Annotated in this window: 34 protein-coding genes; all 34 read left to right on the top strand. The window is 63.0% G+C overall.

The window, feature by feature from the left end; translation table 11 throughout:
* Positions 1-88 precede the first annotated feature (88 nt).
* The 34 genes from rpoC to HY57_RS18045 all read left to right on the top strand — a co-directional run bounded on the left by rpoC (position 89) and on the right by HY57_RS18045 (position 25,197).
* Positions 89-4,303, top strand: a complete 4,215-nt coding sequence (gene rpoC, locus HY57_RS18210) for a DNA-directed RNA polymerase subunit beta' (RefSeq protein WP_019464010.1) — start codon at positions 89-91, stop codon at positions 4,301-4,303.
* A 179-nt stretch (positions 4,304-4,482) separates the two neighbouring features.
* Entirely contained in the window at positions 4,483-4,857 is a 375-nt protein-coding gene (gene rpsL, locus HY57_RS18205) for a 30S ribosomal protein S12 (protein WP_019464011.1), read from the top strand.
* A 16-nt stretch (positions 4,858-4,873) separates the two neighbouring features.
* Complete coding sequence (gene rpsG / locus HY57_RS18200) at positions 4,874-5,341, top strand: 30S ribosomal protein S7 (RefSeq protein WP_019464012.1); 468 nt, start codon at positions 4,874-4,876, stop codon at positions 5,339-5,341.
* A 33-nt stretch (positions 5,342-5,374) separates the two neighbouring features.
* Positions 5,375-7,492 (top strand): elongation factor G, encoded by a 2,118-nt coding sequence (gene fusA, locus HY57_RS18195; RefSeq protein WP_019464013.1) that lies wholly within the window; start codon positions 5,375-5,377, stop codon positions 7,490-7,492.
* Between the two features lie 47 nt (positions 7,493-7,539).
* On the top strand, positions 7,540-8,730 hold the full coding sequence (gene tuf / locus HY57_RS18190; protein WP_038580082.1) for an elongation factor Tu: 1,191 nt from the start codon (positions 7,540-7,542) through the stop codon (positions 8,728-8,730).
* A 461-nt stretch (positions 8,731-9,191) separates the two neighbouring features.
* On the top strand, positions 9,192-9,503 hold the full coding sequence (gene rpsJ / locus HY57_RS18185) for a 30S ribosomal protein S10 (RefSeq protein ID WP_014402136.1): 312 nt from the start codon (positions 9,192-9,194) through the stop codon (positions 9,501-9,503).
* Positions 9,504-9,523: 20 nt separating this feature from the next.
* Positions 9,524-10,165 (top strand): 50S ribosomal protein L3, encoded by a 642-nt coding sequence (gene rplC / locus HY57_RS18180; protein ID WP_019464898.1) that lies wholly within the window; start codon positions 9,524-9,526, stop codon positions 10,163-10,165.
* 11 nt (positions 10,166-10,176) lie between these two features.
* Positions 10,177-10,779 carry a 50S ribosomal protein L4 gene (gene rplD / locus HY57_RS18175; protein ID WP_019464897.1) on the top strand — a complete coding sequence of 201 codons (603 nt, stop codon included), beginning with the start codon at positions 10,177-10,179 and terminating at the stop codon, positions 10,777-10,779.
* Positions 10,776-11,069, top strand: a complete 294-nt coding sequence (gene rplW / locus HY57_RS18170; protein WP_019464896.1) for a 50S ribosomal protein L23 — start codon at positions 10,776-10,778, stop codon at positions 11,067-11,069. The genes rplD and rplW overlap by 4 nt, the downstream gene beginning before the upstream one ends.
* A gap of 18 nt (positions 11,070-11,087) precedes the next feature.
* Positions 11,088-11,909 (top strand): 50S ribosomal protein L2, encoded by an 822-nt coding sequence (gene rplB, locus HY57_RS18165; protein WP_019464895.1) that lies wholly within the window; start codon positions 11,088-11,090, stop codon positions 11,907-11,909.
* A 12-nt stretch (positions 11,910-11,921) separates the two neighbouring features.
* Complete coding sequence (gene rpsS, locus HY57_RS18160) at positions 11,922-12,194, top strand: 30S ribosomal protein S19 (protein ID WP_017461870.1); 273 nt, start codon at positions 11,922-11,924, stop codon at positions 12,192-12,194.
* A complete protein-coding gene (rplV, locus tag HY57_RS18155; RefSeq protein ID WP_019464894.1) occupies positions 12,194-12,529 on the top strand; it encodes a 50S ribosomal protein L22 in 336 nt (111 codons plus the stop codon). Before rpsS ends, rplV begins: the two co-directional genes overlap by 1 nt.
* A 13-nt stretch (positions 12,530-12,542) precedes the next feature.
* On the top strand, positions 12,543-13,292 hold the full coding sequence (rpsC, locus tag HY57_RS18150) for a 30S ribosomal protein S3 (protein WP_019464893.1): 750 nt from the start codon (positions 12,543-12,545) through the stop codon (positions 13,290-13,292).
* 11 nt (positions 13,293-13,303) lie between these two features.
* Positions 13,304-13,717, top strand: a complete 414-nt coding sequence (gene rplP, locus HY57_RS18145; RefSeq protein WP_019464892.1) for a 50S ribosomal protein L16 — start codon at positions 13,304-13,306, stop codon at positions 13,715-13,717.
* A gap of 1 nt (position 13,718) precedes the next feature.
* Positions 13,719-13,904 (top strand): 50S ribosomal protein L29, encoded by a 186-nt coding sequence (rpmC, locus tag HY57_RS18140; protein ID WP_019464891.1) that lies wholly within the window; start codon positions 13,719-13,721, stop codon positions 13,902-13,904.
* Between the two features lie 12 nt (positions 13,905-13,916).
* Positions 13,917-14,177: a 30S ribosomal protein S17 gene (gene rpsQ, locus HY57_RS18135; RefSeq protein ID WP_019464890.1), complete on the top strand. Its 261-nt coding sequence runs from the start codon at positions 13,917-13,919 to the stop codon at positions 14,175-14,177.
* A gap of 14 nt (positions 14,178-14,191) precedes the next feature.
* On the top strand, positions 14,192-14,560 hold the full coding sequence (rplN, locus tag HY57_RS18130; RefSeq protein WP_007513359.1) for a 50S ribosomal protein L14: 369 nt from the start codon (positions 14,192-14,194) through the stop codon (positions 14,558-14,560).
* Between the two features lie 14 nt (positions 14,561-14,574).
* Complete coding sequence (gene rplX / locus HY57_RS18125) at positions 14,575-14,889, top strand: 50S ribosomal protein L24 (protein WP_019464889.1); 315 nt, start codon at positions 14,575-14,577, stop codon at positions 14,887-14,889.
* A gap of 10 nt (positions 14,890-14,899) precedes the next feature.
* Positions 14,900-15,442: a 50S ribosomal protein L5 gene (rplE, locus tag HY57_RS18120; RefSeq protein WP_019464888.1), complete on the top strand. Its 543-nt coding sequence runs from the start codon at positions 14,900-14,902 to the stop codon at positions 15,440-15,442.
* 17 nt (positions 15,443-15,459) lie between these two features.
* Positions 15,460-15,765, top strand: coding sequence for a 30S ribosomal protein S14 (rpsN, locus tag HY57_RS18115; RefSeq protein ID WP_026033858.1), 306 nt, complete (start codon positions 15,460-15,462; stop codon positions 15,763-15,765).
* Positions 15,766-15,990: 225 nt separating this feature from the next.
* The gene (rpsH, locus tag HY57_RS18110) at positions 15,991-16,386 is read left to right on the top strand and encodes a 30S ribosomal protein S8 (RefSeq protein ID WP_019464886.1); all 396 of its coding nucleotides are present in this window, start codon (positions 15,991-15,993) and stop codon (positions 16,384-16,386) included.
* 10 nt (positions 16,387-16,396) lie between these two features.
* Entirely contained in the window at positions 16,397-16,924 is a 528-nt protein-coding gene (gene rplF / locus HY57_RS18105; RefSeq protein ID WP_019464885.1) for a 50S ribosomal protein L6, read from the top strand.
* A 29-nt stretch (positions 16,925-16,953) separates the two neighbouring features.
* A complete protein-coding gene (gene rplR, locus HY57_RS18100) occupies positions 16,954-17,307 on the top strand; it encodes a 50S ribosomal protein L18 (protein WP_019464884.1) in 354 nt (117 codons plus the stop codon).
* Between the two features lie 121 nt (positions 17,308-17,428).
* Positions 17,429-17,938 carry a 30S ribosomal protein S5 gene (gene rpsE, locus HY57_RS18095; protein ID WP_019464883.1) on the top strand — a complete coding sequence of 170 codons (510 nt, stop codon included), beginning with the start codon at positions 17,429-17,431 and terminating at the stop codon, positions 17,936-17,938.
* Positions 17,931-18,125, top strand: coding sequence for a 50S ribosomal protein L30 (gene rpmD / locus HY57_RS18090; RefSeq protein ID WP_019464882.1), 195 nt, complete (start codon positions 17,931-17,933; stop codon positions 18,123-18,125). Before rpsE ends, rpmD begins: the two co-directional genes overlap by 8 nt.
* Entirely contained in the window at positions 18,125-18,562 is a 438-nt protein-coding gene (gene rplO, locus HY57_RS18085; protein ID WP_200873945.1) for a 50S ribosomal protein L15, read from the top strand. Before rpmD ends, rplO begins: the two co-directional genes overlap by 1 nt.
* 4 nt (positions 18,563-18,566) lie before the next feature.
* Positions 18,567-19,892, top strand: coding sequence for a preprotein translocase subunit SecY (gene secY / locus HY57_RS18080; protein ID WP_019464880.1), 1,326 nt, complete (start codon positions 18,567-18,569; stop codon positions 19,890-19,892).
* Positions 19,893-20,029: 137 nt separating this feature from the next.
* On the top strand, positions 20,030-20,386 hold the full coding sequence (gene rpsM, locus HY57_RS18075; RefSeq protein WP_019464879.1) for a 30S ribosomal protein S13: 357 nt from the start codon (positions 20,030-20,032) through the stop codon (positions 20,384-20,386).
* A gap of 12 nt (positions 20,387-20,398) precedes the next feature.
* Positions 20,399-20,785, top strand: a complete 387-nt coding sequence (rpsK, locus tag HY57_RS18070; protein WP_007513384.1) for a 30S ribosomal protein S11 — start codon at positions 20,399-20,401, stop codon at positions 20,783-20,785.
* An 11-nt stretch (positions 20,786-20,796) separates the two neighbouring features.
* Complete coding sequence (gene rpsD / locus HY57_RS18065) at positions 20,797-21,423, top strand: 30S ribosomal protein S4 (RefSeq protein WP_019464878.1); 627 nt, start codon at positions 20,797-20,799, stop codon at positions 21,421-21,423.
* Between the two features lie 16 nt (positions 21,424-21,439).
* Positions 21,440-22,438, top strand: a complete 999-nt coding sequence (locus HY57_RS18060) for a DNA-directed RNA polymerase subunit alpha (protein ID WP_026033857.1) — start codon at positions 21,440-21,442, stop codon at positions 22,436-22,438.
* Positions 22,439-22,746: 308 nt separating this feature from the next.
* Entirely contained in the window at positions 22,747-23,127 is a 381-nt protein-coding gene (gene rplQ, locus HY57_RS18055; RefSeq protein WP_019464876.1) for a 50S ribosomal protein L17, read from the top strand.
* A gap of 171 nt (positions 23,128-23,298) precedes the next feature.
* Complete coding sequence (locus HY57_RS18050; RefSeq protein ID WP_019464875.1) at positions 23,299-23,796, top strand: disulfide bond formation protein B; 498 nt, start codon at positions 23,299-23,301, stop codon at positions 23,794-23,796.
* A gap of 27 nt (positions 23,797-23,823) precedes the next feature.
* Positions 23,824-25,197: a class II 3-deoxy-7-phosphoheptulonate synthase gene (locus tag HY57_RS18045; protein WP_019464874.1), complete on the top strand. Its 1,374-nt coding sequence runs from the start codon at positions 23,824-23,826 to the stop codon at positions 25,195-25,197.
* Positions 25,198-25,206 lie beyond the last annotated feature (9 nt).

Here is a 25,206-nt window from a genome sequence, read left to right as displayed (position 1 = left end):
TTGAGGCGGAGACGAGGAGCGAACCATCGTTCCTCGTTCTCCCGGTTCCCGATTCTGCATTGCCTATTCCCGATCTTCGGAGACATCCATGAAAGACTTGCTCAATCTGTTCAACCAGCAGCGCACCGCGCCTGACTTCGATGCGATCAAGATCGCTCTGGCTTCGCCGGAGCTGATCCGCTCGTGGTCGTACGGCGAAGTGAAGAAGCCGGAGACGATCAACTACCGCACCTTCAAGCCCGAGCGTGACGGCCTGTTCTGCGCCGCCATCTTTGGCCCGGTGAAGGACTACGAGTGCCTGTGCGGCAAGTACAAGCGCATGAAGCACCGCGGCGTGGTGTGCGAAAAGTGCGGCACGGAAGTGACGCTGGCCAAGGTGCGCCGCGAGCGCATGGGCCACATCGAACTGGCCTCGCCGACCGCGCACATCTGGTTCCTCAAGTCGCTGCCCTCGCGCATCGGCCTGATGCTGGACATGACCCTGCGTGATATCGAGCGCATTCTGTACTTCGAAGCGTTCGTCGTGATCGATCCGGGTCTGACCGCGCTCGAGCGCGGCCAGCTGCTCAGCGAAGACCAGTACCTGGAAGCCGTGGAAGAGCACGGTGACGAGTTCGACGCCCGCATGGGTGCCGAGGCCGTCTACGAGCTGCTCAAGTCCCTGGATCTTCCGGGCGAAGTCGTGCGCCTGAAGGAAGAAATCGCCTCCACCAACTCCGAGACCAAGCTCAAGCGCCTCACCAAGCGCGTGAAGCTGATCGAGGCGTTCCTGGAGTCGGGCAACCGTCCGGAATGGATGGTGCTGACCGTGCTGCCGGTGCTGCCGCCGGACCTGCGTCCGCTGGTCCCGCTGGACGGTGGCCGTTTCGCCACGTCCGACCTCAATGACCTGTACCGCCGCGTCATCAACCGCAACAACCGCCTGCGTCGCCTGCTCGAACTCAATGCGCCCGACATCATCGTGCGCAACGAAAAGCGCATGCTGCAGGAATCGGTCGATGCGCTGCTCGACAACGGCCGCCGCGGCCGTGCCATCACCGGCACGAACAAGCGCGCGCTGAAGTCGCTGGCCGACATGATCAAGGGCAAGCAGGGCCGCTTCCGCCAGAACCTGCTCGGCAAGCGAGTGGACTACTCCGGTCGTTCGGTGATCGTGGTGGGTCCGACCCTGCGTCTGCACCAGTGCGGTCTGCCGAAGAAGATGGCGCTCGAGCTGTTCAAGCCCTTCATCTTCGCCAAGCTGCAGGCTCGTGGCGAAGCGACCACCATCAAGGCCGCCAAGAAGCTCGTCGAGCGCGAAGAAGGCCAGGTGTGGGACATCCTCGAAGAGGTGATCCGCGAACATCCCGTGATGCTGAACCGTGCACCGACGCTGCACCGTCTCGGCATCCAGGCGTTCGAGCCGAAGCTGATCGAAGGCAAAGCCATCCAGCTGCACCCGCTCGTGTGTACGGCGTTCAACGCCGACTTCGACGGTGACCAGATGGCCGTGCACGTGCCGCTCTCGATCGAGGCGCAGCTCGAAGCGCGCGCCCTGATGATGGCGACCAACAACATCCTGTCGCCGGCCAACGGCGAGCCGATCATCGTGCCGACCCAGGACGTCGTCCTTGGCTTGTACTACATGACCCGCGAGCTGGTGAACGCGAAGGGCAACGGCATGGTGTTCTCGGGCATCGGCGAAGTTCGCCGCGCCTACGACAACCGCGCCGTGCAACTGCACGCCAAGGTCAAGGTCCGCATCAACCAGGTGCAGATCGACGAAGACGGCAACCGCACCGAAACCACCCAGATCGTCGACACGACCGTGGGTCGCGCGCTGCTGCTCGAAATCATGCCGGAAGGCCTGCCGTTCGCGCTGGCCAACACCGAGCTGACCAAGAAGAACATCTCGCGCCTGATCAACCAGTGCTACCGCCGTCTGGGTCTGAAGGACACCGTGATCTTCGGCGATCAGCTGATGTACACCGGTTTCCGCTTCGCGACCCGCGCCGGCATCTCCATCGGCATCGACGACATGATCATCCCGGATCAGAAGAAGCCGATCCTGGAAGAAGCCGAGAAGGAAGTGGTCGAGATCCAGGAGCAGTACCAGTCGGGTCTTGTCACCGCCGGCGAGCGCTACAACAAGGTGGTCGACATCTGGTCGCGCACCAACGAACTCGTCGCCAAGGCGATGATCGACGGTATCGGCACCGAGAAGGTGGTCGATGCCGAAGGCAAGACGGTCAACCAGAAGTCCATGAACTCGCTGTACATCATGGCCGACTCGGGCGCTCGTGGTTCGGTGGCCCAGATTCGTCAGCTGGCCGGTATGCGCGGCCTGATGGCCCGCCCGGACGGCTCGATCATCGAGACGCCCATCAAGGCGAACTTCCGCGAAGGCCTGAACGTTCTGCAGTACTTCAACTCCACCCACGGTGCCCGTAAGGGTCTGGCGGATACGGCGTTGAAGACGGCGAACTCCGGTTACCTCACCCGTCGTCTCGTGGACGTGGCGCAGGACGTGGTCATCACCTTCGGCGATTGCGGTACGGACGAAGGCGTTACCATGCAGCCGATCGTGGAAGGCGGCGACGTGGTCGAGCCGCTGCGCGACCGCGTGCTGGGTCGTGTGGCCCTGGAAGACGTCTACGGCCCGGGTGAAGACAACGAGCCGATCGTTACGCGCGACACGCTGCTGGACGAAGCCCTGGTCGAGAAGCTCGACAAGGCCGGCGTGCAGTCCATCAAGGTCCGTTCGCCCATCACCTGTGCTGCCGACCATGGCGTCTGTGCACTGTGCTACGGCCGTGACCTGGCCCGTGGCCACCTGGTGAACATGGGTGAGGCCGTGGGTGTCGTGGCCGCTCAGTCCATCGGTGAGCCGGGTACCCAGCTGACCATGCGTACGTTCCATATCGGTGGTGCGGCATCCCGTGCTGCTGCCGTGGACAACGTGACGGTGAAGACCACCGGCACGCTGAAGTTCAACAACCTCAAGACCGTGCATCACAACCAGGGTCACCTGGTGGCCGTGTCGCGTTCGGGCGAATTGAGCGTCATCGACGCCAACGGCCGCGAGCGTGAGCGCTACAAGGTGCCGTACGGCGCGACCATCGCGGTCAAGGACGGCGATCCGGTCAAGGCCGGCCAGGCCGTGGCCAACTGGGATCCGCATACCCATCCGATCGTGTCGGAAGTGGCCGGTACCGTGCGCTTCATCGACTTCATCGATGGCGTCACCGTGCAGAGCCAGACCGATGAACTGACCGGCCTGGAGTCGGCGGTGGTGACCGATCCGAAGCGCCGTGGTACGGCCGCCAAGGACCTGCGCCCGATCGTGCGTCTGGAAGACGCCAAGGGTCGCGAGCTGAAGCTGCCGGGCACCGACGTGCCGGCGCAGTACATGCTCCCGGCCGGCGCCATCGTGTCGATCCAGAACGGTGCGCAGGTGGGCGTGGGTGACGTGGTTGCCCGTATCCCGCAGGAAACCTCCAAGACCCGCGACATCACGGGTGGTCTGCCGCGCGTGGCCGACCTGTTCGAAGCCCGCAAGCCGAAGGAACCGGCGATTCTCGCCGAGCGTTCGGGTGTGATCAGCTTCGGCAAGGACACCAAGGGCAAGCAGCGCCTCATCATCAAGGACGTGGACGGCAACGAGCACGAAGAGCTGATTCCCAAGTGGCGTCAGGTCATCGTGTTCGAAGGCGAGCACGTGGAGAAGGGCGAAACCATCGTGGACGGCGAGCCCAGCCCGCACGACATCCTGCGCCTGCTGGGTGTCGAGCCGCTGGCCGCCTACCTGGTCAAGGAAATCCAGGACGTCTACCGTCTGCAGGGCGTGAAGATCAACGACAAGCACATCGAGGCGATCATTCGCCAGATGCTGCGCAAGGTGGAAATCACCGATCCGGGTGAGAGCCACTACCTGCGCGGCGAGCAGGTCGAGCGCGTCCGCATCAACGGCGAGAACGACCGCGCCATCAAGCGTGGCGAGCGTCCGGCGGAATTCCAGTCGGTGCTGCTCGGTATCACCAAGGCCTCGCTGGCTACGGAATCCTTCATCTCGGCGGCATCCTTCCAGGAAACCACCCGAGTATTGACGGAAGCCGCAGTCCGCGGTACGCGTGACACCTTGCGTGGCCTGAAGGAAAATGTTATTGTCGGCCGTCTTATTCCGGCAGGTACGGGTCTGGCGTATCACGCATCGCGTCATCGCCAGGGCGGTCTGACCGCCTCGGAGCTTGAAACTCTCTCTGGCTCCGCTTCGTCGGCTTCCTTCGCAGAAGCCACCACCGGTAGCGACATTGGTGTGGAGTAAGCCCCTCACGGGCTCTACTCGCTGACATACGAAAAGAGGCGCAAGGATGGCGCCTCGTGTTCGGGCCATGGCCGGCAGGGCGTCAGCTTGTCTGTGACAAGCTGCCCATGTTAAATTCCCGCTTCTTGGCAGACCGAGCCGGTTCGGTCTGCCTTTATGTTTCTCAGGAACAGCTTCAGATGACGACAGTCAACCAGTTGGTTCGCAAATCCCGTAGCCCGAAGACCTACAAGAGTGCTTCGCCGGCTTTGCAGAACAGCCCGCAGCGCCGCGGCGTGTGCACGCGCGTCTACACGACCACTCCGAAGAAGCCGAACTCGGCTCTCCGCAAGGTCGCCAAGGTGCGTCTCACCAATGGCTACGAAGTGATCAGCTACATCGGTGGCGAAGGTCACAACCTGCAGGAGCACTCCGTGGTCCTGATCCGTGGCGGCCGCGTCAAGGATCTCCCGGGCGTGCGTTACCACACCGTGCGCGGCAGTCTCGACTGCGCCGGCGTCACCAAGCGCCGTCAGTCGCGCTCCAAGTACGGCGCCAAGCGCCCGAAGTCCTGATCTTTAGGAATTAACTATGTCGCGTAAAGGTTCCCATCCCGCCCGTCTGGTCCTGCCGGACCCCAAGCACGGCAGCCAGCTGATCGCCCGCTTCATCAACATGGTGATGAAGAGCGGCAAGAAGTCGGTCGCCGAAAGCATCGTTTACGGTGCTCTGGCTCACCTGGGCGAAAAGAACGCCGAGCCGGTTCAGCTCGTCGAGAAGGCGCTCAACAACATCGCTCCGGCGGTTGAGGTGAAGTCCCGTCGTGTCGGCGGCGCCACCTACCAGGTGCCGGTCGAAGTCCGTCCGGGTCGCCGTATGGCGCTCGCCATGCGCTGGGCCATCGACTCCGCCCGCAAGCGCGGCGAGACCTCGATGCCGCGCAAGCTGGCAGCCGAGCTGCTCGAGGCTTCGGAAAACCGTGGTGGCGCGATCAAGAAGCGCGAAGAAACCCACCGCATGGCAGAGGCCAACAAGGCCTTCTCGCATTACCGCTGGTAAGCAGTACAGCTAGAACTTTCAGAGGTTAAGACCGTGGCACGCACCACTCCTATCGAGCGCTACCGCAACTTCGGCATCATGGCTCACATCGATGCCGGCAAGACCACCACCACGGAGCGCATCCTGTTCTACACCGGTGTCAGTCACAAGATTGGCGAGGTGCACGACGGTGCAGCGACGATGGACTGGATGGAGCAGGAGCAGGAGCGCGGCATCACCATTACGTCGGCGGCAACGACGGCGTTCTGGAAGGGCATGGACCGCTCCCTGCCCGAGCACCGCTTCAACATCATCGACACCCCAGGTCACGTGGACTTCACCATCGAAGTGGAGCGTTCGCTCCGCGTGCTCGACGGTGCGGTGTTCGTGCTCTGCGCCGTGGGTGGTGTGCAGCCGCAGTCCGAGACCGTCTGGCGTCAGGCCAACAAGTACAAGGTGCCGCGCCTTGCGTTCGTCAACAAGATGGACCGCACTGGCGCGAACTTCTACAAGGTGGTCGACCAGCTGAAGGCTCGCCTGGGTGCCAACCCGGTCCCGATGCAGGTGCCGATCGGCGCCGAGGACAACTTCGAGGGCGTGGTCGACCTGCTCAAGATGAAGTCCATCATCTGGGACATGGAATCCCAGGGCATGAAGTTCGAGTACCAGGACATCCCGGCCAACCTGAAGGACAAGGCTGTTGAAGCCCGTTCGTACATGGTCGAGTCGGCTGCCGAAGCGTCCGAAGAGCTGATGAACAAGTACCTGGAAGAGGGCGACCTTTCCGAGGACGAAATCATCGGCGGTCTGCGCGCGCGCACGCTGTCCAGCGAGATCATCCCGGTCTTCTGCGGCACCGCGTTCAAGAACAAGGGCGTGCAGGCCATGCTCGACGCCGTCGTGCAGCTGCTGCCGTCGCCGATCGACCGTCCGCCCGTGCAGGGCGTGGACGATGACGAGAAGGAAGCCACCCGTTCGGCTGACGACTCGGCTCCGTTCTCGGCGCTCGCGTTCAAGATCATGACCGACCCGTTCGTGGGCTCGCTGACGTTCTTCCGTGTCTACTCGGGCACGCTCAACGCGGGTGACCAGGTGTACAACCCGGTCAAGTCCAAGAAGGAGCGCATCGGCCGCATCCTGCAGATGCACGCCAACGAGCGTCAGGAAATCAAGGAAGTCCGCGCTGGCGATATCGCCGCGGCGGTCGGCCTGAAGGACGTGACGACCGGTGACACGCTGTGCTCGCAGGATCACATCATCACCCTGGAGCGCATGACGTTCCCGGAGCCGGTGATCTCGATGGCGGTCGAGCCGAAGACCAAGTCCGACCAGGAAAAGATGGGTATCGCGCTGGGTCGCCTGGCTGCCGAAGATCCGTCCTTCCGCGTGCGTACGGACGAAGAATCCGGCCAGACCATCATCTCGGGCATGGGCGAGCTGCACCTGGACATCCTCGTGGACCGCATGAAGCGCGAGTTCAACGTGGAAGCCAATGTCGGCAAGCCGCAGGTGGCCTACCGCGAAACGATCCGTACCTCGGACGTCAAGTCGGACTACAAGCACGCCAAGCAGTCGGGCGGTAAGGGTCAGTACGGTCACGTGGTGATCGAGCTGTCGCCGATGACCGAAGAAGAGCGCAAGAGCGATGCCGTTAAGGACGATTTCCTGTTCATCAACGACATCACTGGCGGCGTGATTCCGAAGGAATTCATCCCGTCCGTCGAAAAGGGCCTGCGCGAAACCATCACCAGCGGCCCGCTGGCTGGCTTCCCGGTCGTGAACGTCAAGGTCAAGCTGGTGTTCGGCTCGTACCATGACGTTGACTCGTCGGAAATGGCGTTCAAGCTCGCCGCGTCGATGGCGTTCAAGCAGGGCTTTGCCAAGGCATCGCCGGTGCTGCTCGAGCCGATCATGAAGGTCGAGGTGGTGACGCCGGAAGATTACGTCGGTGACGTCATGGGCGACCTGAGCCGCCGTCGTGGCCTGCTCCAGGGCCAGGACGACACGCCGTCGGGCAAGACCATCAATGCGATGGTTCCGCTGGGCGAGATGTTCGGTTACGCGACGACCATTCGCTCGCTGACCCAGGGTCGCGCCACCTTTACGATGGAGTTCGACCACTACGCTGAAGCGCCGAACAACATCGCTGAGCAGGTCATGAAGAAGGCCTGATAAGGCCTCCTTCCTCCACACTACCGTTCTTTTTAGAGGTTTAAGTCATGGCAAAGGGTAAATTCGAACGCACCAAGCCGCACGTCAACGTCGGCACGATTGGTCACGTGGACCACGGCAAGACGACGCTGACGGCTGCGCTGACCAAGGTGGGTGCAGAGCGCTTCGGTGGCGAATTCAAGGCGTATGACGCGATCGACGCGGCGCCGGAAGAAAAGGCCCGTGGTATCACGATCTCGACCGCCCACGTCGAATACGAATCGCCGACCCGCCACTACGCTCACGTGGACTGCCCGGGCCACGCCGACTACGTGAAGAACATGATCACGGGTGCGGCACAGATGGACGGCGCGATCCTGGTGTGCTCGGCCGCTGACGGCCCGATGCCGCAGACCCGCGAACACATCCTGCTGTCGCGTCAGGTGGGCGTGCCCTACATCGTCGTGTTCCTGAACAAGGCCGACATGGTGGACGACGCCGAGCTGCTCGAGCTGGTCGAAATGGAAGTGCGCGAACTGCTCTCCAAGTACGACTTCCCGGGCGACGACACCCCGATCATCAAGGGTTCGGCCAAGCTGGCGCTGGAAGGCGACCAGTCCGAGATCGGCGTGCCGGCGATCATCGCCCTCGTGGACGCCCTGGACACCTACATTCCGGAGCCGCAGCGCGCGATCGACCAGCCGTTCCTGATGCCGGTGGAAGACGTGTTCTCGATCTCGGGCCGCGGCACCGTGGTGACCGGTCGTATCGAGCGCGGCATCATCAAGGTCGGTGACGAAGTCGAAGTGGTCGGCATCCGCCCGACCCAGAAGACCACCGTCACGGGCGTGGAAATGTTCCGCAAGCTGCTGGACCAGGGTCAGGCAGGCGACAACGCCGGTCTGCTGCTGCGCGGCCTGAAGCGTGACGACGTCGAGCGCGGCCAGGTGCTGGCCAAGCCGGGCACGATCACCCCGCACACCGACTTCGAAGCCGAAGTGTACGTGCTGTCGAAGGACGAAGGTGGCCGTCACACCCCGTTCTTCAAGGGCTACCGCCCGCAGTTCTACTTCCGCACGACCGACGTGACCGGCGCGATTGAGCTGCCGGAAGGCGTGGAAATGGTCATGCCGGGTGACAACATCAAGATGGTCGTCACCCTGATCCACCCGATCGCCATGGACCAGGGCCTGCGCTTCGCGATTCGCGAAGGCGGCCGTACCGTCGGCGCCGGCGTGGTGGCCAAGGTCATCAAGTAAGACCCAAAGGGGCCACCTTAGGGTGGCAGCCTGAAAAAAAGCCGGCCTTTGGGCCGGCTTTTTTTTTGGCAAATTCAGCGGAAAGGCGTGTTTTGGGGCTTTTCTTTGGCGGGAATTCCGGATATAGTCGCGGTCTTGCCTGTCGCCACGCCTTGTGTCTGGTGACCTTACAGCGAAATGAGGCACAGGAAGTGCTTCGAGTTCGCTGGCCTGGATGGCCAACACGCAAGAGAGGGCTTGGACGACAAAGCATGACGCTTTGTTGACCTGGCCATTTCGCGCGTTTTATACTTTTCCGTCTGGGCGGGCCCTTTTTGGGGCCTGCCTAGTCTTTTAAGGTCGTTTTCCAGGGTTTCGGCCCGAGATCACGTCCCGTAGTACCGCAGTAAATGGGTTGTGCGGGTGGGTGAGAAGCCCATCCGGTTCACAGAATTTGTTCTTTCGATAACAGGACACGGTTTATGGCGAACCAAAAGATTCGCATCCGGCTCAAGGCGTTCGATCATCGTCTGATCGACCGTTCGGCCAGCGAAATCGTCGAGACGGCCAAGCGCACTGGCGCTACGGTTCTCGGCCCGATTCCGCTCCCGACCAAGATCGAGCGCTACACCATTCTGGTGTCGCCGCACGTCGACAAAGATGCCCGCGACCAGTACGAGACCCGTACCCACAAGCGTGTGCTCGACATCGTCGACCCCAACGACAAGACCGTGGACGCGCTCATGAAGCTTGATCTCGCCGCTGGCGTTGACGTTCAGATCAAGCTCGGTTGAGCGATAGACAGGATACGAAGATGAGTATCGGACTGGTTGGCCGCAAATGCGGCATGAGCCGACTCTTCACTGAAGACGGACGTTCGATTCCGGTGACCCTGATTGAGGCCACCCCGAATCGCGTCACGCAGCTGAAGACGGAAGATAACGATGGTTACAGCGCTGTGCAGGTCGCAGCCGGCGTCAAGCGCGCCAGCCTGCTGACGCAGCCGCTGAAGGGTCACTACGCCAAGGCGAAGGTTGAGCCGGGTCGTGGTCTGTGGGAGTTCCGCGTGGCTGCCGAAGATCTCGGCAAGTACAGCGTGGGCGCCGAGATCAAGGCCGACGACGTGTTCCAGGTGGGTCAGATCGTTGACGTCGCCGGCGTGTCGAAGGGTAAGGGCTTCCAGGGCACCATCAAGCGCCACAACTTCACCATGGGTGACGCTACCCACGGTAACTCGCTGTCGCATCGTGCGCCGGGTTCTATCGGTCAGCGTCAGACCCCGGGTCGCGTGTTCCCGGGCAAGAAGATGTCGGGCCACATGGGTGCGGTGAACCGCACGCAGCAGGGCCTGGAAGTGGTCAAGGTCGACGCCGAGCGTCATCTGATCGCGGTGAAGGGCGCGGTGCCGGGCGCTACCGGTGGCGACGTCGTCATCCGTCCGACGACCAAGGGCTGAGGAGAGACGCCATGGAAATTAATGTCATTGGCGCCAAGCCGCTCAACGTGTCGGACGAAGTGTTCGGCGGTGAGTTCAAGCAGGCTCTGATCCACCAGGTGGTTGTGGCCTACCAGGCCGGCGGTCGCGCCGGTACCAAGGCCCAGCTGTCGCGTGGCGAGCTGTCGGGTACCACCAAGAAGTTCAAGAAGCAGAAGGGCGGCGGCGCTCGTCACGGCGACTACCGCGCTCCGATCTTCGTGGGCGGTGGTGTCACGTTCGCTGCCAAGCCGCGCAGCTACGAGCAGAAGGTGAACCGCAAGGCTTACCGCGTCGCGCTCCGCTCCATCCTGTCGGAGCTGATCCGCCAGGACCGTCTGAAGGTGGTCGAGAGCTTCGGCATCGACACCCCGAAGACCAAGGCGATGGTCGCGAAGCTGGCCGAGCTGCAGGTTTCCGGTCGTGTGCTGCTGGTGTCGGAAGACGCCAACGAGGCGACCTTCCTGGCCGCACGCAACATCCCGTACATCCACGTCGTTGACGTGCTGGCCCTGAACCCGGTCAGCCTGGTCGGTTCCGACCACATCGTCATGACCGTCGATGCGGTGAAGAAGATCGAGGAGTGGCTGGCATGAGCAACGAACGCATCCTGAATACGCTGCGTGCGCCGCACATCTCGGAAAAGGCAGCTCGCCTGGCCGAGAAGAACCAGTACGTGTTCGTGGTGGCCCCCGAGGCAACCAAGGCCGATGTCCGCGCTGCGGTGGAACAGATGTTCGACGTCAAGGTCGAGCAGGTGAACCTCGTCAACGCCAAGGGCAAGGTCAAGTCCTTCCGTTTCCGCGCTGGCAGCCGCCAGGGCAAGCGCAAGGCCTACGTTCGCCTCGCCGATGGTCAGACCATCGACGTGTCGTCCAAGGCCTGAGCCAGGAGTTGAATTGAGATGGCACTGATCACTCATAAGCCGACCTCCCCGGGCCGTCGCGACGCAGTTAGCGTCCGCACCGAAGGTCTCCATAAGGGCGCGCCGTACGCAGCCCTGACCGAAGCCAAGAACAAGAACGGCGGTCGCAACCATTACGGTCGCATCACTGTTCGCCATCAGGGCGGCGGTCACAAGCAGCGTTACCGCATCATCGACTTCAAGCGCGACAAGGAAGGCATCGCCGCCCGCGTCGAGCGCATCGAGTACGATCCCAACCGCACCGCGCACATCGCGCTGCTGTGCTACGCCGATGGCGAGCGCCGCTACATCATCGCGCCGAAGGGCGTGGCGGTGGGTGACCGTCTGGTGTCGGGTTCCGATGCGCCGATCAAGGCCGGCAACAGCCTGCCGCTGCGCGCGATCCCGGTGGGTTCGACCATTCACTGCATCGAGATGAAGCCGGGCAAGGGCGCGCAGATCGCTCGCTCCGCCGGCGCCTCGGTCCAGCTGGTGGCCCGCGAGTCCGGTTACGCCACGCTGCGTCTTCGTTCCGGCGAAATGCGCCGCGTGCCGGTTGACTGCCGCGCCACCATCGGTGAAGTCGGCAACAGCGAACACAGCCTGAAGAAGCTCGGCAAGGCCGGCGCGAAGCGCTGGCTCGGTATCCGTCCGACCGTCCGCGGCGTTGTGATGAACCCGGTCGACCACCCGCACGGTGGTGGTGAAGGCCGTACCTCCGGTGGCCGTCATCCGGTCAGCCCGTGGGGCACGCCGACCAAGGGTTACAAGACCCGCAACAACAAGCGCACGCAGCAGTTCATCGTGCGTCGCCGCAAGTAATAGGAAACGACTATGCCGCGCTCTCTAAAGAAAGGTCCGTTCGTCGACCTGCACCTCGTAAAGAAGGTGGAAGCCGCCGTTTCCGCCAACAACAAGCGTCCGATCAAGACCTGGTCGCGTCGTTCGATGATCCTCCCGGAGATGGTTGGCCTGACCATCGCCATCCACAACGGCCGTCAGCATGTCCCTGTGCTGGTCAATGAGAACATGGTCGGGCACAAGCTCGGCGAGTTCGCAGTGACCCGTACCTTCAAGGGCCATGGCGGCGACAAGAAGGGCAAGTGATGAGCACTGAAGCCAAAGCGATCCTGCGCAGCGCCCGCATTTCGGCGCAGAAGGCACGCCTGGTGGCTGACCTGGTCCGCGGTATGCCCGTGGGCCGTGCCAGTGACGTGCTCCAGTTCACCAACAAGAAGGCCGCAGCCATTGTTCGCAAGGTGCTGCTGTCGGCCGTCGCCAACGCCGAGAACAACCTCGGCGCTGACGTCGACGAGCTGAAGGTCTCGCGCATCTTCGTGGACGAAGGTCCGGCGATGAAGCGTATGTACGCCCGCGCCAAGGGTCGCGGTTCCCGCATCCTGAAGCGCACGAGCCACATCACTGTGGTCGTTGGCAACTAAGAGGACATCGACGATGGGTCATAAAGTTCATCCCACCGGTATCCGCCTCGGCATTGCCAAGGACTGGAACTCGAAGTGGTACGCCAACAAGGGCGAATACGCTCAGTACCTCGCGGCTGACCTGAAGGTCCGCGAGATGCTGCGCAAGAAGCTGGCCCAGGCCGGCATCTCCAAGATCCTCATCGAGCGTCCGGCCAAGACCGCACGCGTGACGATCCACACCGCCCGTCCGGGCGTGGTGATCGGCAAGAAGGGTGAGGACATCGAGAAGCTGCGCAAGGAAGTCAGCGACCTGATGGGCGTCCCGGCGCACATCAATGTCAGCGAAGTGCGCAAGCCCGAGATCGACGCGCAGCTGGTGGCCGAGTCCATCGCGCAGCAGCTGGAGCGTCGCATCATGTTCCGCCGCGCCATGAAGCGTTCGGTCGGCAACGCGATGCGTCTCGGCGCCCTGGGCATCAAGATCAATGTCTCTGGCCGTCTGAATGGCGCTGAGATTGCTCGTTCCGAATGGGCCCGTGAGGGTCGCGTGCCGCTTCACACGCTGCGCGCCGACATCGACTACGGCACCGCCGAAGCTCATACGACCTACGGCGTCATCGGCATCAAGGTGTGGATCTACAAGGGCGAGATCTTCGATCTGTCCCAGGTCAACCAGGAGTCGAAGGAAGAGCAGTCCCAGCCGCGCCGTGAGGGTGGTGAGGGTCGTCGTGAATCGCGTCGCGAGGGCGGTGAAGGCCGTCGCGAGCGGACGGCGAAGTAAGGAGAGTTGCCATGCTGCAACCCAAGCGAACCAAATACCGTAAGCAGTTCAAGGGCCGCAACGACGGTCTGGCCTTCTCCTCGAACCTCGTCAGCTTTGGCGAGTTCGGCCTGAAGGCCACCACGTTCGGCGCGCTGACCGCGCGTCAGATCGAGGCCGGTCGTCGCTGCATCACCCGCTTCGTGAAGCGTGGTGGCAAGCTGTGGATCCGCGTGTACCCGGACAAGCCCATTACCAAGAAGCCCATCGAAGTCCGAATGGGTGCCGGTAAGGGTGGCGTCGAATACTGGGTCGCCCCGATCCAGCCGGGCCGCATGCTCTATGAAATCGAGGGTATCGACGAGGCAACCGCACGCGAGGCTTTCCGCCTTGCCGCTGCCAAGCTCTCGGTCCAGACCCAATTCGTGACCCGGGCGGTGATGTGATATGGCCATCAAAGATCTGACCAACAAGACGGCCGAAGAGCTGAATAAGCACCTGCTGGACCTGCGCAAGGAGCAGTTCAACCTGCGCATGCAGAAGGGCACCGGCCAGCTCAACCAGCCGCACCAGCTGCGCCGCGTTCGGCGCGACATCGCCCGCACGAAGTTCGTGCTCGGCGGCAAGAAGTAAGGGACGGCCGATATGAGCGACAACCAGAAGCAGACGCGCACCCTCGAGGGCCGCGTCATCAGCAACAAGATGGACAAGACCGTGACGGTCCTGATCGAGCGCCAGGAACAGCATCCGCTGATCGGCAAGATCATCCGCCGCTCCACCAAGCTTCACGCGCAGGACGACCTGGGCGCGAACGAGGGTGACGTGGTCCGCATCGCGGAATGCCGTCCTCTGTCCAAGACCAAGCATCACCGCGTGGTCGAAATCATCACGCGCGCTAACGTCTAAGGGAGGGTGCAGACATGATCCAGATGCAAAGCACGCTTTCCGCGGCCGACAACAGCGGTGCCAAGGAACTGATGTGCATCAAGGTGCTCGGCGGCTCCAAGCGCCGTTACGCCGCGATCGGTGACGTGATCAAGGTCACCGTGAAGGATGCCATTCCCCGCGGCAAGGTGAAGAAGGGTGAGGTGTACAACGCCGTGGTGGTTCGTACCGCCAAGGGCGTGCGCCGTCCCGATGGCTCGCTGATCCGTTTCGACGGCAACGCAGCGGTCCTCCTCAACAACAAGCTCGAGCCGATCGGCACCCGTATCTTCGGGCCGGTCACTCGCGAGCTGCGCAGCGAGAAGTTCATGAAGATCGTCTCCCTCGCGCCCGAAGTGCTCTGAGCGGAGTCCAGACCATGAACCGTATCCGCAAGGGTGATCAGGTCCTCGTGATCACCGGCAAGAACAAGGGTCAGCGCGGCGACGTGCTGCGCGTTGATGGCGACCGCGTGTTCGTCTCCAACGTGAACCTGGTCAAGCGTCACACCAAGCCGAACCCCCAGGCCAACCAGGCTGGCGGCATCGTCGAGCGTGAAGCTTCGATCCATATCTCCAACGTCCAGCTGTTCAACTCCGCCACGGGCAAGGGTGAACGCGTTGGCGCCAAGACGCTCTCTGATGGGCGTAAGGTGCGCGTGTTCAAGTCCAACGGCGAAGTTGTGGACGCGTAAGGAATAAATCATGACGACGCGTCTCGAAACGTTTTACAAAGACCAGGTCATCCAGAAGCTCACCGAGCGTTTTGGTTACCAGAACGTGATGCAGGTTCCCCGCATCACCAAGATCACGCTGAACATGGGCGTGGGCGAAGCGGCGGGCAACAAGAAGGTGCTCGAGAACGCCGTGGCCGACATGGCCAAGATCTCCGGCCAGAAGCCGATCCAGACGAAGGCCCGCGTGTCGGTTGCCTCGTTCAAGATCCGCGACGGCTGGCCGATCGGCTGCAAGGTCACCCTGCGCCGTGCCCAGATGTGGGAATTCCTCGATCGCCTGATCAACATCTCGCTGCCGCGTACGCGCGACTTCCGTGGTGTCTCGGGTCGTGCCTTCGATGGCCGTGGTAACTACAACTTCGGCATCAAGGAACAGATCATCTTCCCGGAAATCGACTTCGACGCCGTCGACGCGATGCGCGGTATGGATATCTCCATCACCACCACCGCCAAGACCGACGAAGAAGCCAAGGCGCTGCTGGAAGCCTTCAGCTTCCCGTTCCGCAACTAAGAGCCGCGAGAGAAATCATGGCAAAGACCTCGATGATCAACCGCGATCTCAAGCGGACCAAGCTCGCCAAGAAGTACGCCGCCAAGCGCGCCGAACTGAAGGCGATCGTGCTGAGCCCCACCGCCTCCTACGAGGAGAAGATGGAAGCCCAGGCCAAGCTGCAGAAGCAGCCGCGTGACGCCAGCCCGGCCCGCCAGCGTACCCGCTGCGCGCTGACCGGTCGTCCGCGCGCCGTGTACCAGAAGTTCGGCCTCGGCCGTAACAAGCTGCGCGAAGCCACCATGCGTGGCGACGTTCCTGGCCTGCGCAAGGCCAGCTGGTAAGACCCCAAACTGGGCGGGGCAGGGCGCAAGCCTTGTCCCGTTCCGATGCGGCGGCAGGCCCCAGGCTTGCCGCCGTTGGCGCGATTACGTGCCGTTATTCGCAAAGTCGGAAAAATGCTGCTATAGTCGTCGGTCTGCGTCCCCGCAGGTCGGCCCTGTGCCGGCATACAACTCAAAACAGATTTCCGGTTTTTCGGATATCGGTGCACTCTGAAGGATGTTTTCATGAGCATGACTGATCCCATCGCCGATCTGTTTACGCGCATCCGCAATGCCCAGCTCACGGGCAAGCAGACCGTAAACATGCCGTCGTCGAAGCTGAAGGTGGCCATCGCCAACCTTCTTAAGAACGAGGGCTATATCCTCGACGCCAAGGCCTCCGTTGCGGAAGGCAAGCCGGTGCTCGAGATCAAGCTCAAGTATTTCGAAGGCCGTCCGGCCATCGAATCCATTACCCGTGTCAGCCGCTCCGGCCTCCGCGTCTACCGCGGCAAGGATGAGCTGCCGAAGGTCCTGGGTGGCCTGGGTATCTCGATCATCTCGACTTCCGCCGGTTTGCTGACCGACGCGCAGGCCCGTGCCAAGGGTCTGGGCGGCGAAGTCATCGGCCAGGTCGCATAAGGAGCCGACGATGTCCCGCGTTGCCAAACAGCCGATTACCCTGCCGAAGGGCGTTGAGATCACCTCGAACGCTGCCGGTATCACCGTCAAGGGCCCGAAGGGCACCCTGGCGACCCATGCCCTGCCGGGCGCATCCGTTTCCGTCGAGAACGGCGTGGCGAACATCGCCGTGGCCGAAGGCGCAGACGACAAGTTCGGTGGCACCCTGCGTGCGCTGCTGGCCAATATGGTCAAGGGCGTTTCCGACGGTTTCGAGCGCAAGCTCGAGCTGGTCGGCGTGGGCTACCGTGCCTCGATGGCCGGCAAGTCGCTGAACATCGCTCTGGGCTTCTCGCATCCGGTCGTGTTCGACGCTCCGGAAGGCATCACCATCGAAACCCCGTCGCAGACCGAAATCCTCATCAAGGGTTCGGACAAGCAGCGCGTGGGTGAAGTGGCTGCCAAGATCCGCGGCTTCCGTCCGCCGGAGCCCTACAAGGGCAAGGGCGTGCGCTACTCTGGCGAGAAGATCACCCTGAAGGAAGCCAAGAAGGCCTAATCGCCTATCCGCTTCCTGGAGAGAACACGATGAACAAGAACGAATCCCGCCTGCGTCGCGCCAAGTCCACCCGCGCCCACATCCGCAAGCTCGCCGTTGCCCGTCTCTCGGTGCATCGCACCGGTCAGCACCTGTACGCACAGGTGTTCGCCGCCGATGGCCAGAGCGTGGTGGCTGCCGCTTCGACGGTGCAGAAGTCGGTTGCTGAAGGCCTGAAGGGCACGAAGAACCTGACCGCTGCCGCCGCTGTCGGCAAGGCCGTGGCTGAGCGCGCGCTGGCTGCCGGTATCGAGTCCGTGGCGTTTGATCGCTCGGGCTTCCGCTACCACGGTCGCATCAAGGCTCTGGCCGATGCGGCTCGCGAAGCTGGCCTGAAGTTCTAAGCCAGTCCGGTTTCAGGTGCCGGTGTGAAGCCGGCACTTGAACCCACTCGAAGTACCTACAACTCCAAGCGGCACAGCCGCAAGCAAAAGTCCCGGTTCGCTGGGCATACGGAAAAAGAACATGTCTTCTACCGATCGCGAAAATTCGGACGGCCTGCTCGAGAAGCTGATTGCCGTCAACCGCGTGGCCAAGACCGTGAAGGGTGGCCGCCAGATGAGCTTCACCGCGCTGACCGTGGTCGGCGACGGCGAAGGTCGCGTGGGCTTCGGCTATGGCAAGGCGCGTGAAGTGCCGGTCGCCATCTCCAAGGCCATGGACCGCGCCCGCCGCAACATGGTGAGCATCGATCTGAACAACGGCACCCTGTGGTACGCCATCAAGGCCAACCACGGCGCAGCCCGCGTGTTCATGCAGCCGGCCTCTGAAGGTACTGGCGTCATCGCCGGCGGTGCCATGCGCGCCGTGCTGGAAGTGGTGGGCGTGAAGAACGTGCTGGCCAAGGCCGTCGGTTCGCGCAACCCGATCAACCTGGTCCGCGCGACCATCAAGGGCCTGCAGGCCGTTGCCTCGCCGAAGCAGATCGCTGCCAAGCGCGGCAAGACCATTGAAGAGGTGCTGGGCAATGGCTAAGAACGAAACCGCCGCCACCGTGCGCGTGCGCCTGGTCAAGGGCCTGCGCGGTGTGCAGAGCCGTCATCGCCTGAGCGTCAAGGCGCTCGGCCTGAACAAGCTCAACGACGTCCGTGAACTGAAGGACAGCCCGCAGGTGCGTGGCCTGATCAACACGGTCTATTACCTCGTGCGGGTTGAGGAGTAATCACCATGCGTCTTAACGACATCAAGCCGGCCGCCGGTGCCCGCAAGACCCGCCTTCGCGTCGGTCGCGGTATCGGTTCGGGCCTGGGCAAGACCGCCGGTCGCGGTCACAAGGGTCAGCACGCTCGCGCGGGCGGCACCCATAAGTACGGCTTCGAAGGCGGTCAGATGCCGCTGCAGCGCCGCCTGCCGAAGGTCGGCTTCCGTTCGCTGAAGAAGGCCGAGAGCCAGGAAGTGTTCCTGTATCAGCTGGCCAGCCTGAAGGCTGACGTGATCGACCCGATCGTCCTGCACCAGGCCGGTCTGATCGACAGCCGCGCCAAGAAGGTCAAGGTCGTCGCCAAGGGCGAGATCGGCCGCGCGGTGAAGCTGTCGGGCGTGCTGGCCACGGCCGGCGCCAAGGCAGCGATCGAAGCTGCCGGCGGCAGCGTGGAGTAATCACGTGGCGGCAGCCCAGGGCACATCGCTCGGATCGCTCGGCAAGCTGACGGAACTGCGTCAGCGCATCTTCTTCGTGATTGGTGCGCTGATCGTCTTCCGTCTTGGTTCCTTCATCCCGGTTCCGGGCGTCAACCCGGAAGCCATGACGAACCTGATCGAGCAGGGCGGCGGCCTGATGAACATGTTCAACATGTTCTCGGGTGGCTCGCTGGCACGCTTCTCGGTGTTCGCGCTCGGCGTCGTGCCCTACATCTCCGCATCCATCGTGGTGCAGATGATGGGCTCGGTTATCCCGAGTCTGCAGGCGCTGCGCAAGGAAGGTGAGGCGGGTCGTCGCAAGATGACCACCTACACCCGCTTCGGCACGGTCGGTCTGGCGGCATTCCAGGCGTTCGGCATCGCGGTGGCCCTGCAGAAGCAGGTGGCATCGGGTGGCGCGCCGGTGGTGTACACGCCGGGCATGGGCTTCATCCTGGCATCGATCGTCGGCCTCACCGCCGGCACGATGTTCCTGATGTGGCTGGGTGAGCAGATCACCGAGCGCGGTATCGGCAACGGTATCTCGCTGTTGATCTTCGCCGGCATCGTGGCCGGTCTGCCGGGTGCGGTGGCGCACACGCTGACCATGGCCAGCAACGGCGAGCTCTCCGTGATCCGGATGATCATGGTGGTCGGCCTGATCCTGGCGGTGACGGCGTTCGTGGTGTTCATGGAGCGCGCCCAGCGGCGCATCACCGTGAACTACGCGCGTCGTTCCGGAGGTCAGCGGGCCTACATGAACCAGACGTCGCACCTGCCGCTGAAGATCAACATGTCGGGCGTGATCCCGCCGATCTTCGCGTCGAGCCTGCTGATGTTCCCGGCCACCGCGGCCACCTGGTTCGGCCAGGGTCACCAGTCCCGCTGGCTGACCGAGCTGACCCAGGCGCTGACCCCGGGTGAGCCGCTGTACGACATCGTCTTCGCGGTGCTGGTGATCACCTTCGCCTTCTTCTATACGGCGATCGTGTTCAACTCCCAGGAGACGGCGGATAACCTCAAGCGCTCCGGCGCCCTGATTCCGGGTATCCGTCCCGGCCGCTCGACGGCCGATTACATCGATAACGTGATGACCCGTCTGACCGGTGTCGGCGCCCTCTACCTGGTGCTGGTCTGTCTGGTTCCCTCGTTTATGCAAAAGGCGTGGCACGTCCCCTTCTACTTCGGCGGCACCTCTCTGCTGATCGTGGTGGTGGTGGTGATGGATTTCACTGCCCAGGTGCAGGCGCACTTGGTCAGTCACCAGTATGAAAGCCTGCTCAAGAAGGCCAACCTCCGCCGCAACTGATGGCTGCTGGGGTGGTGGGAAGTTGGTCTAAGTCGGAGGGCGGCGGCACCCCTGGTGCCGCAGGGCTTTCCTGTTGGGTCGTTTACAGTTAGAATTGCGCGTTTACCGCGCACGAAACGCATCGGAGAAAGTACATCATGGCGCGCATCGCGGGTGTCAATTTGCCGGTCCAGAAGCATGTCTGGGTTGGCCTGCAGAGCATTTACGGGATCGGCCGCAGCCGGGCCAAGAAGGTCTGCGCGGACGCAGGCGTGGTTCCCACCACGCAGATCAAGTCCCTGAGTGAAGGCGAAGTCGAAAAGCTTCGTCACGAAATCGGTAAGTACGTCGTCGAAGGCGATCTGCGTCGCGAGGTGGGTATCGCCATCAAGCGTCTGATGGATCTGGGTTGCTACCGCGGTCTGCGTCATCGCCGTGGCCTGCCGGTGCGCGGCCAGCGCACGCGTACCAATGCACGCACCCGCAAGGGCCCGCGTCGCGCCATCAAGAAGTAACGGATTCCGAACATGGCTAAGCCTGTCAAGACCAAGAAGAAGATCAAGCGCGTTGTCACGGATGCCGTGGCCCACGTGCAGGCCTCCTTCAACAACACCATCGTCACGATCACCGACCGCCAGGGTAACGCCCTGTCGTGGGCGACTGCCGGCGGCGCGGGTTTCCGCGGCTCGCGCAAGTCGACCCCGTTCGCAGCCCAGGTTGCCGCCGAAAAGGCCGGCCGCGCTGCTGGCGACTACGGCGTGAAGACCGTGGAAGTCCGTATCAAGGGCCCGGGTCCGGGTCGTGAGTCGGCCGTGCGTTCGCTGAACGCCCTCGGTTACAAGGTCCTCAACATCATCGACGTCACGCCGATTCCGCATAACGGCTGCCGTCCCCCGAAGAAGCGTCGAGTCTAAGGAGCACACCCATGGCCCGTTATCGTGGAGCTACCTGCAAACTCGCCCGCCGCGAGGGTGCAGATCTGAGTCTGAAGAGCCCGGCGCGCGCGCTGGACTCGAAGTGCAAGCTTGAAAACAAGCCCGGCCAGCATGGCGCCAACAAGCGCATGCGTATGTCGGACTACGCGCTGCAGCTGCGTGAAAAGCAGAAGGTCAAGCGTATCTACGGCGTGCTCGAGCGCCAGTTCAGCAACTACTACGCCAAGGCGTCGACCCTCAAGGGCAACACCGGCGAAAACCTGCTGCGCCTGCTCGAAAGCCGTCTGGACAACGTCGTTTACCGCATGGGCTTCGCGGTCACCCGCGCCCAGGCCCGTCAGCTGGTCGGCCACAAGGCCGTGCTGGTCAACGGCAAGAAGGTGAACATCCCGTCGTACCAGGTTCGCGCTGGTGACGTGGTGGCCCTGACTGAGCGCGCCCGCACCCAGCTGCGCGTGCAGGAAGCGGCGACCGTGTTCGACACCATGGACCTGCGTCCGCAGTGGGTCGAAGTCGACAGCAAGAAGTTCGAAGGTACGTTCAAGTCGATGCCGGACCGTGGCGATCTGCCGACCGACATCAACGAGAGCCTGATCGTCGAGCTCTACTCGAAGTAATCAACCGGAGCCCTGCATGGCAGTTTCGTCAACTAGCGTGCTGCGGCCTCGCGGCCTCAGCGTCGAGCAGCTCGGTGCCAACCGCGCCAAGGTGGTGGTGGAGCCGCTCGAGCGTGGTTTTGGCCACACCCTGGGCAACGCGCTGCGTCGCGTGCTGCTTTCCTCGATCCCTGGCTCTGCCATCGTCGAGGTGGAAATTGATGGCGTGCTGCACGAATACACCACGCTGGAAGGACTGCAGGAGGACGTGATCGAAGTCCTGCTGAACCTCAAGGACGTGGCGATTCGCCAGCACTCGGGTGACGAAGTCACCCTGACCCTGTCCAAGAAGGGCAAGGGCGTGGTCACCGCCGGCGACATCGCCGTCGACCACTCGGTGGAAATCATCAACCCCGAGCATGTGATCTGCCACCTGACCAAGGACATCGCGCTCAACATGCGCCTGAAGGTGCGTCGCGGCGTCGGCTACCAGCCGGCCAGCGCGCGCCAGCATCCGGACGATGAAGCTCGTCCGATCGGTCGCCTGCAGCTCGATGCCTCGTTCGCGCCGGTGCTGCGCGTGGCTTACGAAGTGGACGCTGCCCGTGTGGAACAGCGCACCAACCTCGACAAGCTCGTGCTGGACATCGAAACCAACGGCACCATCGGTGCGGAAGACGCGGTTCGCAAGGCCGCCGAGATCCTCAACGACCAGCTGTCGGTGTTCGGTGACTTCTCGCGTCGCGAGAGCGCTACGGACAAGGCGGAGAAGGGCGGTTTCGACCCGCTGCTGCTCCGTCCGATCGACGACCTGGAGCTCACCGTGCGTTCGGCTAACTGTCTGAAGGCCGAGAGCATCTACTACATCGGCGACCTGGTGCAGAAGACGGAAGTCGAACTGCTCAAGACGCCGAACCTCGGCAAGAAGTCCCTGACCGAAATCAAGGACGTGCTGGGTGGTCGTGGTCTGGCCCTGGGTATGAAGCTCGAAAACTGGCCGCCGCCGGGCCTGTCCCACGGCATGCAGTTGGGCTGATGTTTTCGGCGGTCGTTCGCGGCCGCCTGCTGCACCGACGAACTGGCGAGCGTACCCCGGTGCGCTCGCCAGCTCTGTCAAAAGCGGCCCTCGGGCCGCGCGATGTTTCGGGCGACCGCCTTGGTCGCTTGGTTTTGGCGGTCTGACGAGTGTTGATCCCTCGGATTTTGCAGACGCCTAAAACGGCCAGCCTGGCCGTCTTGCTCAATAAGAGCCCGTACCACGAAGGGCTTCACCAGCGGGTAACCGCGGGAAGTCGGACCTAACCGCCGGCTTTTCATAACAACAGACATAGAGAGTAAATAGCCATGCGCCACCAGAAATCCGGTCGCAAGCTCAACCGCACGAGCAGCCACCGCGAAGCGATGTTCAAGAACATGGCTTCGTCGCTGTTCAAGCACGAGCTGATCCGTACCACCCTGCCGAAGGCCAAGGAACTCCGTCGCGTCGCCGAGCCGCTCATCACGCTCGCCAAGACCGATGGCGTCGCCAACCGTCGTCTCGCCTTCGCTCGCCTGCGCGACAAGGAAGCCGTCGGCAAGCTCTTCATCGAGCTGGGCCCCCGTTACCGCGAGCGTCCCGGCGGTTACCTGCGTATCCTCAAGGCTGGCTTCCGCCCGGGCGACAACGCCCCGATGGCGTACGTCGAGCTGGTCGATCGCCCGAAGACCGACGCCGCCGCCGAGTAATCGGTAGCGACACGTGTTTCGGAAAACCCCGGCAGGGTGACCCGCCGGGGTTTTTCTTTTTCCGGCCGATAACGGCCAACCGGCGACAGGGCCCATGGGCGAACCGTCAGGGCTGACAGGGGACGGGCAAGCGGGTAATGTCCCGTTTTCGCAACGCACCAAAGTCATCCCATGAATCCATTTCGCTGGTCGTATCGCGCTACCTACCTCGCCGGTTTCGTCATTTGCGTGGCGCTGCTGGGCTATGCGCTGTATGCCGAGCACGTGCTCAACATGATTCCGTGCCCGCTGTGCATCTTCCAGCGCATCGCGTTCATGGTGATGGCGGTGTTTTTCCTGATCGGTGGGCTGCACGCGCCGCGTGGCGGAGCGCGCTGGGTATACACGGGTGGCGTGATCCTGGGGGCGCTGGGCGGCATCGCGACGGCGGGCCGTCACCTGTGGCTGCAGACCTTGCCGGCGGACCAGATTCCCGCTTGCGGCCCGAATCTTGGCTACATGATGGATACGTTTCCGTTCGCTAAGGTGCTAAAGATGGTGTTCACTGGCTCTGGCGAGTGCGCCAAGATCGAGCCGGTGTTCGGGTTGCCTATGCCGGCCTGGACCCTCATGTGGTATGTGCTGCTGGTGGTCGCGGCGGTGTATGCCGCCTCGCGCAAGCGCGCCTGAGCGAGGCCGGGTTCCATGTCACAAACCATGTCCATGACACACACGCCGTTGCAAGATACCGAAGGCTGGTCGCCGCGTAGCTGGCAGGGCCGCCAGGCGCTGCAGCAGCCTTTGTACGAGGACGCGTCGGAGCTCAACCGGGCAACCGACCAGCTCGCCACGCTGCCGCCACTGGTGACATCGTGGGAAGTGCTCGCGCTGAAGAAGGCCCTGGCCGAGGCGCAGGATGGGCAGCGTTTCGTGCTGCAGGGGGGCGATTGCGCCGAAAGCTTCGCCGATTGCACCAGTCCCATCATCTCCAACCGGCTCAAGGTGTTGCTGCAGATGAGCCTGGTGCTGGTGCACGGGCTCAAGAAGCCGGTGCTGCGGGTGGGGCGTTTCGCGGGGCAGTACGCCAAGCCACGCTCGACCGATACCGAGACGCGTGACGGCGTGACCCTGCCGAGTTTCCGCGGCGACCTGGTCAACAGTCCAGAATTTACCCTCGAGGCTCGCCGGCCCGACCCGCAGCGCCTGATCCAGGCGCACGCGCATTCGGCGCTGACCATGAATTTCGTGAGGGCGCTGATCGACGGTGGCTTCGCCGACCTGCACCATCCCGAATATTGGGATCTGGCCTGGGTCGAACACTCGCCACTGGCCGCCGAATACCGTCGCATGGTCTCGGGCATTGGCGACTCGCTGCGCTTCATGGAGACGCTCGCAGGCCCCATCACCGGGTTCTCCCGAGTGGATTTCTTCACCTCCCACGAGGCCCTGCTGCTGCATTACGAGCAGGCGCTGACCCGGCAGGTGCCGCGCCACCAGGGCTGGTTCAACCTGTCGACGCATTTCCCGTGGATCGGCATGCGTACGGCCGCGCTGGACGGTGCGCACGTCGAGTATTTCCGCGGCATCCGCAATCCCATTGCGGTGAAGGTGGGTCCGTCGGTGACGCCGGATCAGTTGCTGCCGCTCATCGATGCGTTGAACCCCGAGGAGGAGCCTGGTCGCCTGACCTTGATCCACCGCATGGGCAACGCTGCCATCAGCCGGGCTTTGCCGCCCTTGCTGGAGGCGGTGAAGCGCGAGGGGCGACGGGTGTTGTGGGTGGCCGATCCGATGCACGGCAATACCGAAACGACGTCCAATGGTTACAAGACGCGTCGTTTTGACAATATCCGCGGCGAACTGGACCAGGCCTTCGACATCCACGCGGCCTCGGGCACCCGCCTGGGCGGCGTGCATCTGGAGCTGACCGGCGAGGATGTGACCGAGTGCATGGGCGGCGCCCGCGACCTCAGCGAGGCCGACCTGGATCGGGCGTACAAATCCATGGTCGACCCGAGGCTCAATTACGAGCAGTCGCTGGAGCTGGCCATGCTGATCGTGCGCAAGTCAGCCGGCTCCCTGAAACTCTGAGGGTCAAAA

Source organism: Dyella japonica A8 (assembly GCF_000725385.1).
GTDB classification, from domain to species: Bacteria; Pseudomonadota; Gammaproteobacteria; order Xanthomonadales; family Rhodanobacteraceae; genus Dyella; species Dyella japonica_C.
Note: the sequence above shows the minus strand (reverse complement) of the source record. Positions and strands in the feature narration are given on the sequence as shown.

Bases quoted from the DNA above. Each gene is read 5' to 3' on its own strand.
- rpsC (WP_019464893.1), top strand. From the start codon at position 12,543: ATGGGTCATAAAGTTCATCCCACCGGTATCCGCCTCGGCATTGCCAAG.
- HY57_RS18060 (WP_026033857.1), top strand. From the start codon at position 21,440: ATGGCAGTTTCGTCAACTAGCGTGCTGCGGCCTCGCGGCCTCAGCGTC.
- rpsK (WP_007513384.1), top strand. From the start codon at position 20,399: ATGGCTAAGCCTGTCAAGACCAAGAAGAAGATCAAGCGCGTTGTCACG.
- rpsS (WP_017461870.1), top strand. From the start codon at position 11,922: ATGCCGCGCTCTCTAAAGAAAGGTCCGTTCGTCGACCTGCACCTCGTA.
- HY57_RS18050 (WP_019464875.1), top strand. From the start codon at position 23,299: ATGAATCCATTTCGCTGGTCGTATCGCGCTACCTACCTCGCCGGTTTC.
- rpsJ (WP_014402136.1), top strand. From the start codon at position 9,192: ATGGCGAACCAAAAGATTCGCATCCGGCTCAAGGCGTTCGATCATCGT.
- rpoC (WP_019464010.1), top strand. From the start codon at position 89: ATGAAAGACTTGCTCAATCTGTTCAACCAGCAGCGCACCGCGCCTGAC.
- rplP (WP_019464892.1), top strand. From the start codon at position 13,304: ATGCTGCAACCCAAGCGAACCAAATACCGTAAGCAGTTCAAGGGCCGC.
- rplQ (WP_019464876.1), top strand. From the start codon at position 22,747: ATGCGCCACCAGAAATCCGGTCGCAAGCTCAACCGCACGAGCAGCCAC.
- HY57_RS18045 (WP_019464874.1), top strand. From the start codon at position 23,824: ATGTCCATGACACACACGCCGTTGCAAGATACCGAAGGCTGGTCGCCG.
- rpsQ (WP_019464890.1), top strand. From the start codon at position 13,917: ATGAGCGACAACCAGAAGCAGACGCGCACCCTCGAGGGCCGCGTCATC.
- rplV (WP_019464894.1), top strand. From the start codon at position 12,194: ATGAGCACTGAAGCCAAAGCGATCCTGCGCAGCGCCCGCATTTCGGCG.
- rplX (WP_019464889.1), top strand. From the start codon at position 14,575: ATGAACCGTATCCGCAAGGGTGATCAGGTCCTCGTGATCACCGGCAAG.
- rplW (WP_019464896.1), top strand. From the start codon at position 10,776: ATGAGCAACGAACGCATCCTGAATACGCTGCGTGCGCCGCACATCTCG.
- rplB (WP_019464895.1), top strand. From the start codon at position 11,088: ATGGCACTGATCACTCATAAGCCGACCTCCCCGGGCCGTCGCGACGCA.
- rpmD (WP_019464882.1), top strand. From the start codon at position 17,931: ATGGCTAAGAACGAAACCGCCGCCACCGTGCGCGTGCGCCTGGTCAAG.
- rpsN (WP_026033858.1), top strand. From the start codon at position 15,460: ATGGCAAAGACCTCGATGATCAACCGCGATCTCAAGCGGACCAAGCTC.
- rpsL (WP_019464011.1), top strand. From the start codon at position 4,483: ATGACGACAGTCAACCAGTTGGTTCGCAAATCCCGTAGCCCGAAGACC.
- tuf (WP_038580082.1), top strand. From the start codon at position 7,540: ATGGCAAAGGGTAAATTCGAACGCACCAAGCCGCACGTCAACGTCGGC.
- rpsH (WP_019464886.1), top strand. From the start codon at position 15,991: ATGAGCATGACTGATCCCATCGCCGATCTGTTTACGCGCATCCGCAAT.
- rpsG (WP_019464012.1), top strand. From the start codon at position 4,874: ATGTCGCGTAAAGGTTCCCATCCCGCCCGTCTGGTCCTGCCGGACCCC.
- rplR (WP_019464884.1), top strand. From the start codon at position 16,954: ATGAACAAGAACGAATCCCGCCTGCGTCGCGCCAAGTCCACCCGCGCC.
- rplD (WP_019464897.1), top strand. From the start codon at position 10,177: ATGGAAATTAATGTCATTGGCGCCAAGCCGCTCAACGTGTCGGACGAA.
- rplN (WP_007513359.1), top strand. From the start codon at position 14,192: ATGATCCAGATGCAAAGCACGCTTTCCGCGGCCGACAACAGCGGTGCC.
- rplE (WP_019464888.1), top strand. From the start codon at position 14,900: ATGACGACGCGTCTCGAAACGTTTTACAAAGACCAGGTCATCCAGAAG.
- rpmC (WP_019464891.1), top strand. From the start codon at position 13,719: ATGGCCATCAAAGATCTGACCAACAAGACGGCCGAAGAGCTGAATAAG.
- rplF (WP_019464885.1), top strand. From the start codon at position 16,397: ATGTCCCGCGTTGCCAAACAGCCGATTACCCTGCCGAAGGGCGTTGAG.
- rplC (WP_019464898.1), top strand. From the start codon at position 9,524: ATGAGTATCGGACTGGTTGGCCGCAAATGCGGCATGAGCCGACTCTTC.
- rpsD (WP_019464878.1), top strand. From the start codon at position 20,797: ATGGCCCGTTATCGTGGAGCTACCTGCAAACTCGCCCGCCGCGAGGGT.
- rpsM (WP_019464879.1), top strand. From the start codon at position 20,030: ATGGCGCGCATCGCGGGTGTCAATTTGCCGGTCCAGAAGCATGTCTGG.
- rpsE (WP_019464883.1), top strand. From the start codon at position 17,429: ATGTCTTCTACCGATCGCGAAAATTCGGACGGCCTGCTCGAGAAGCTG.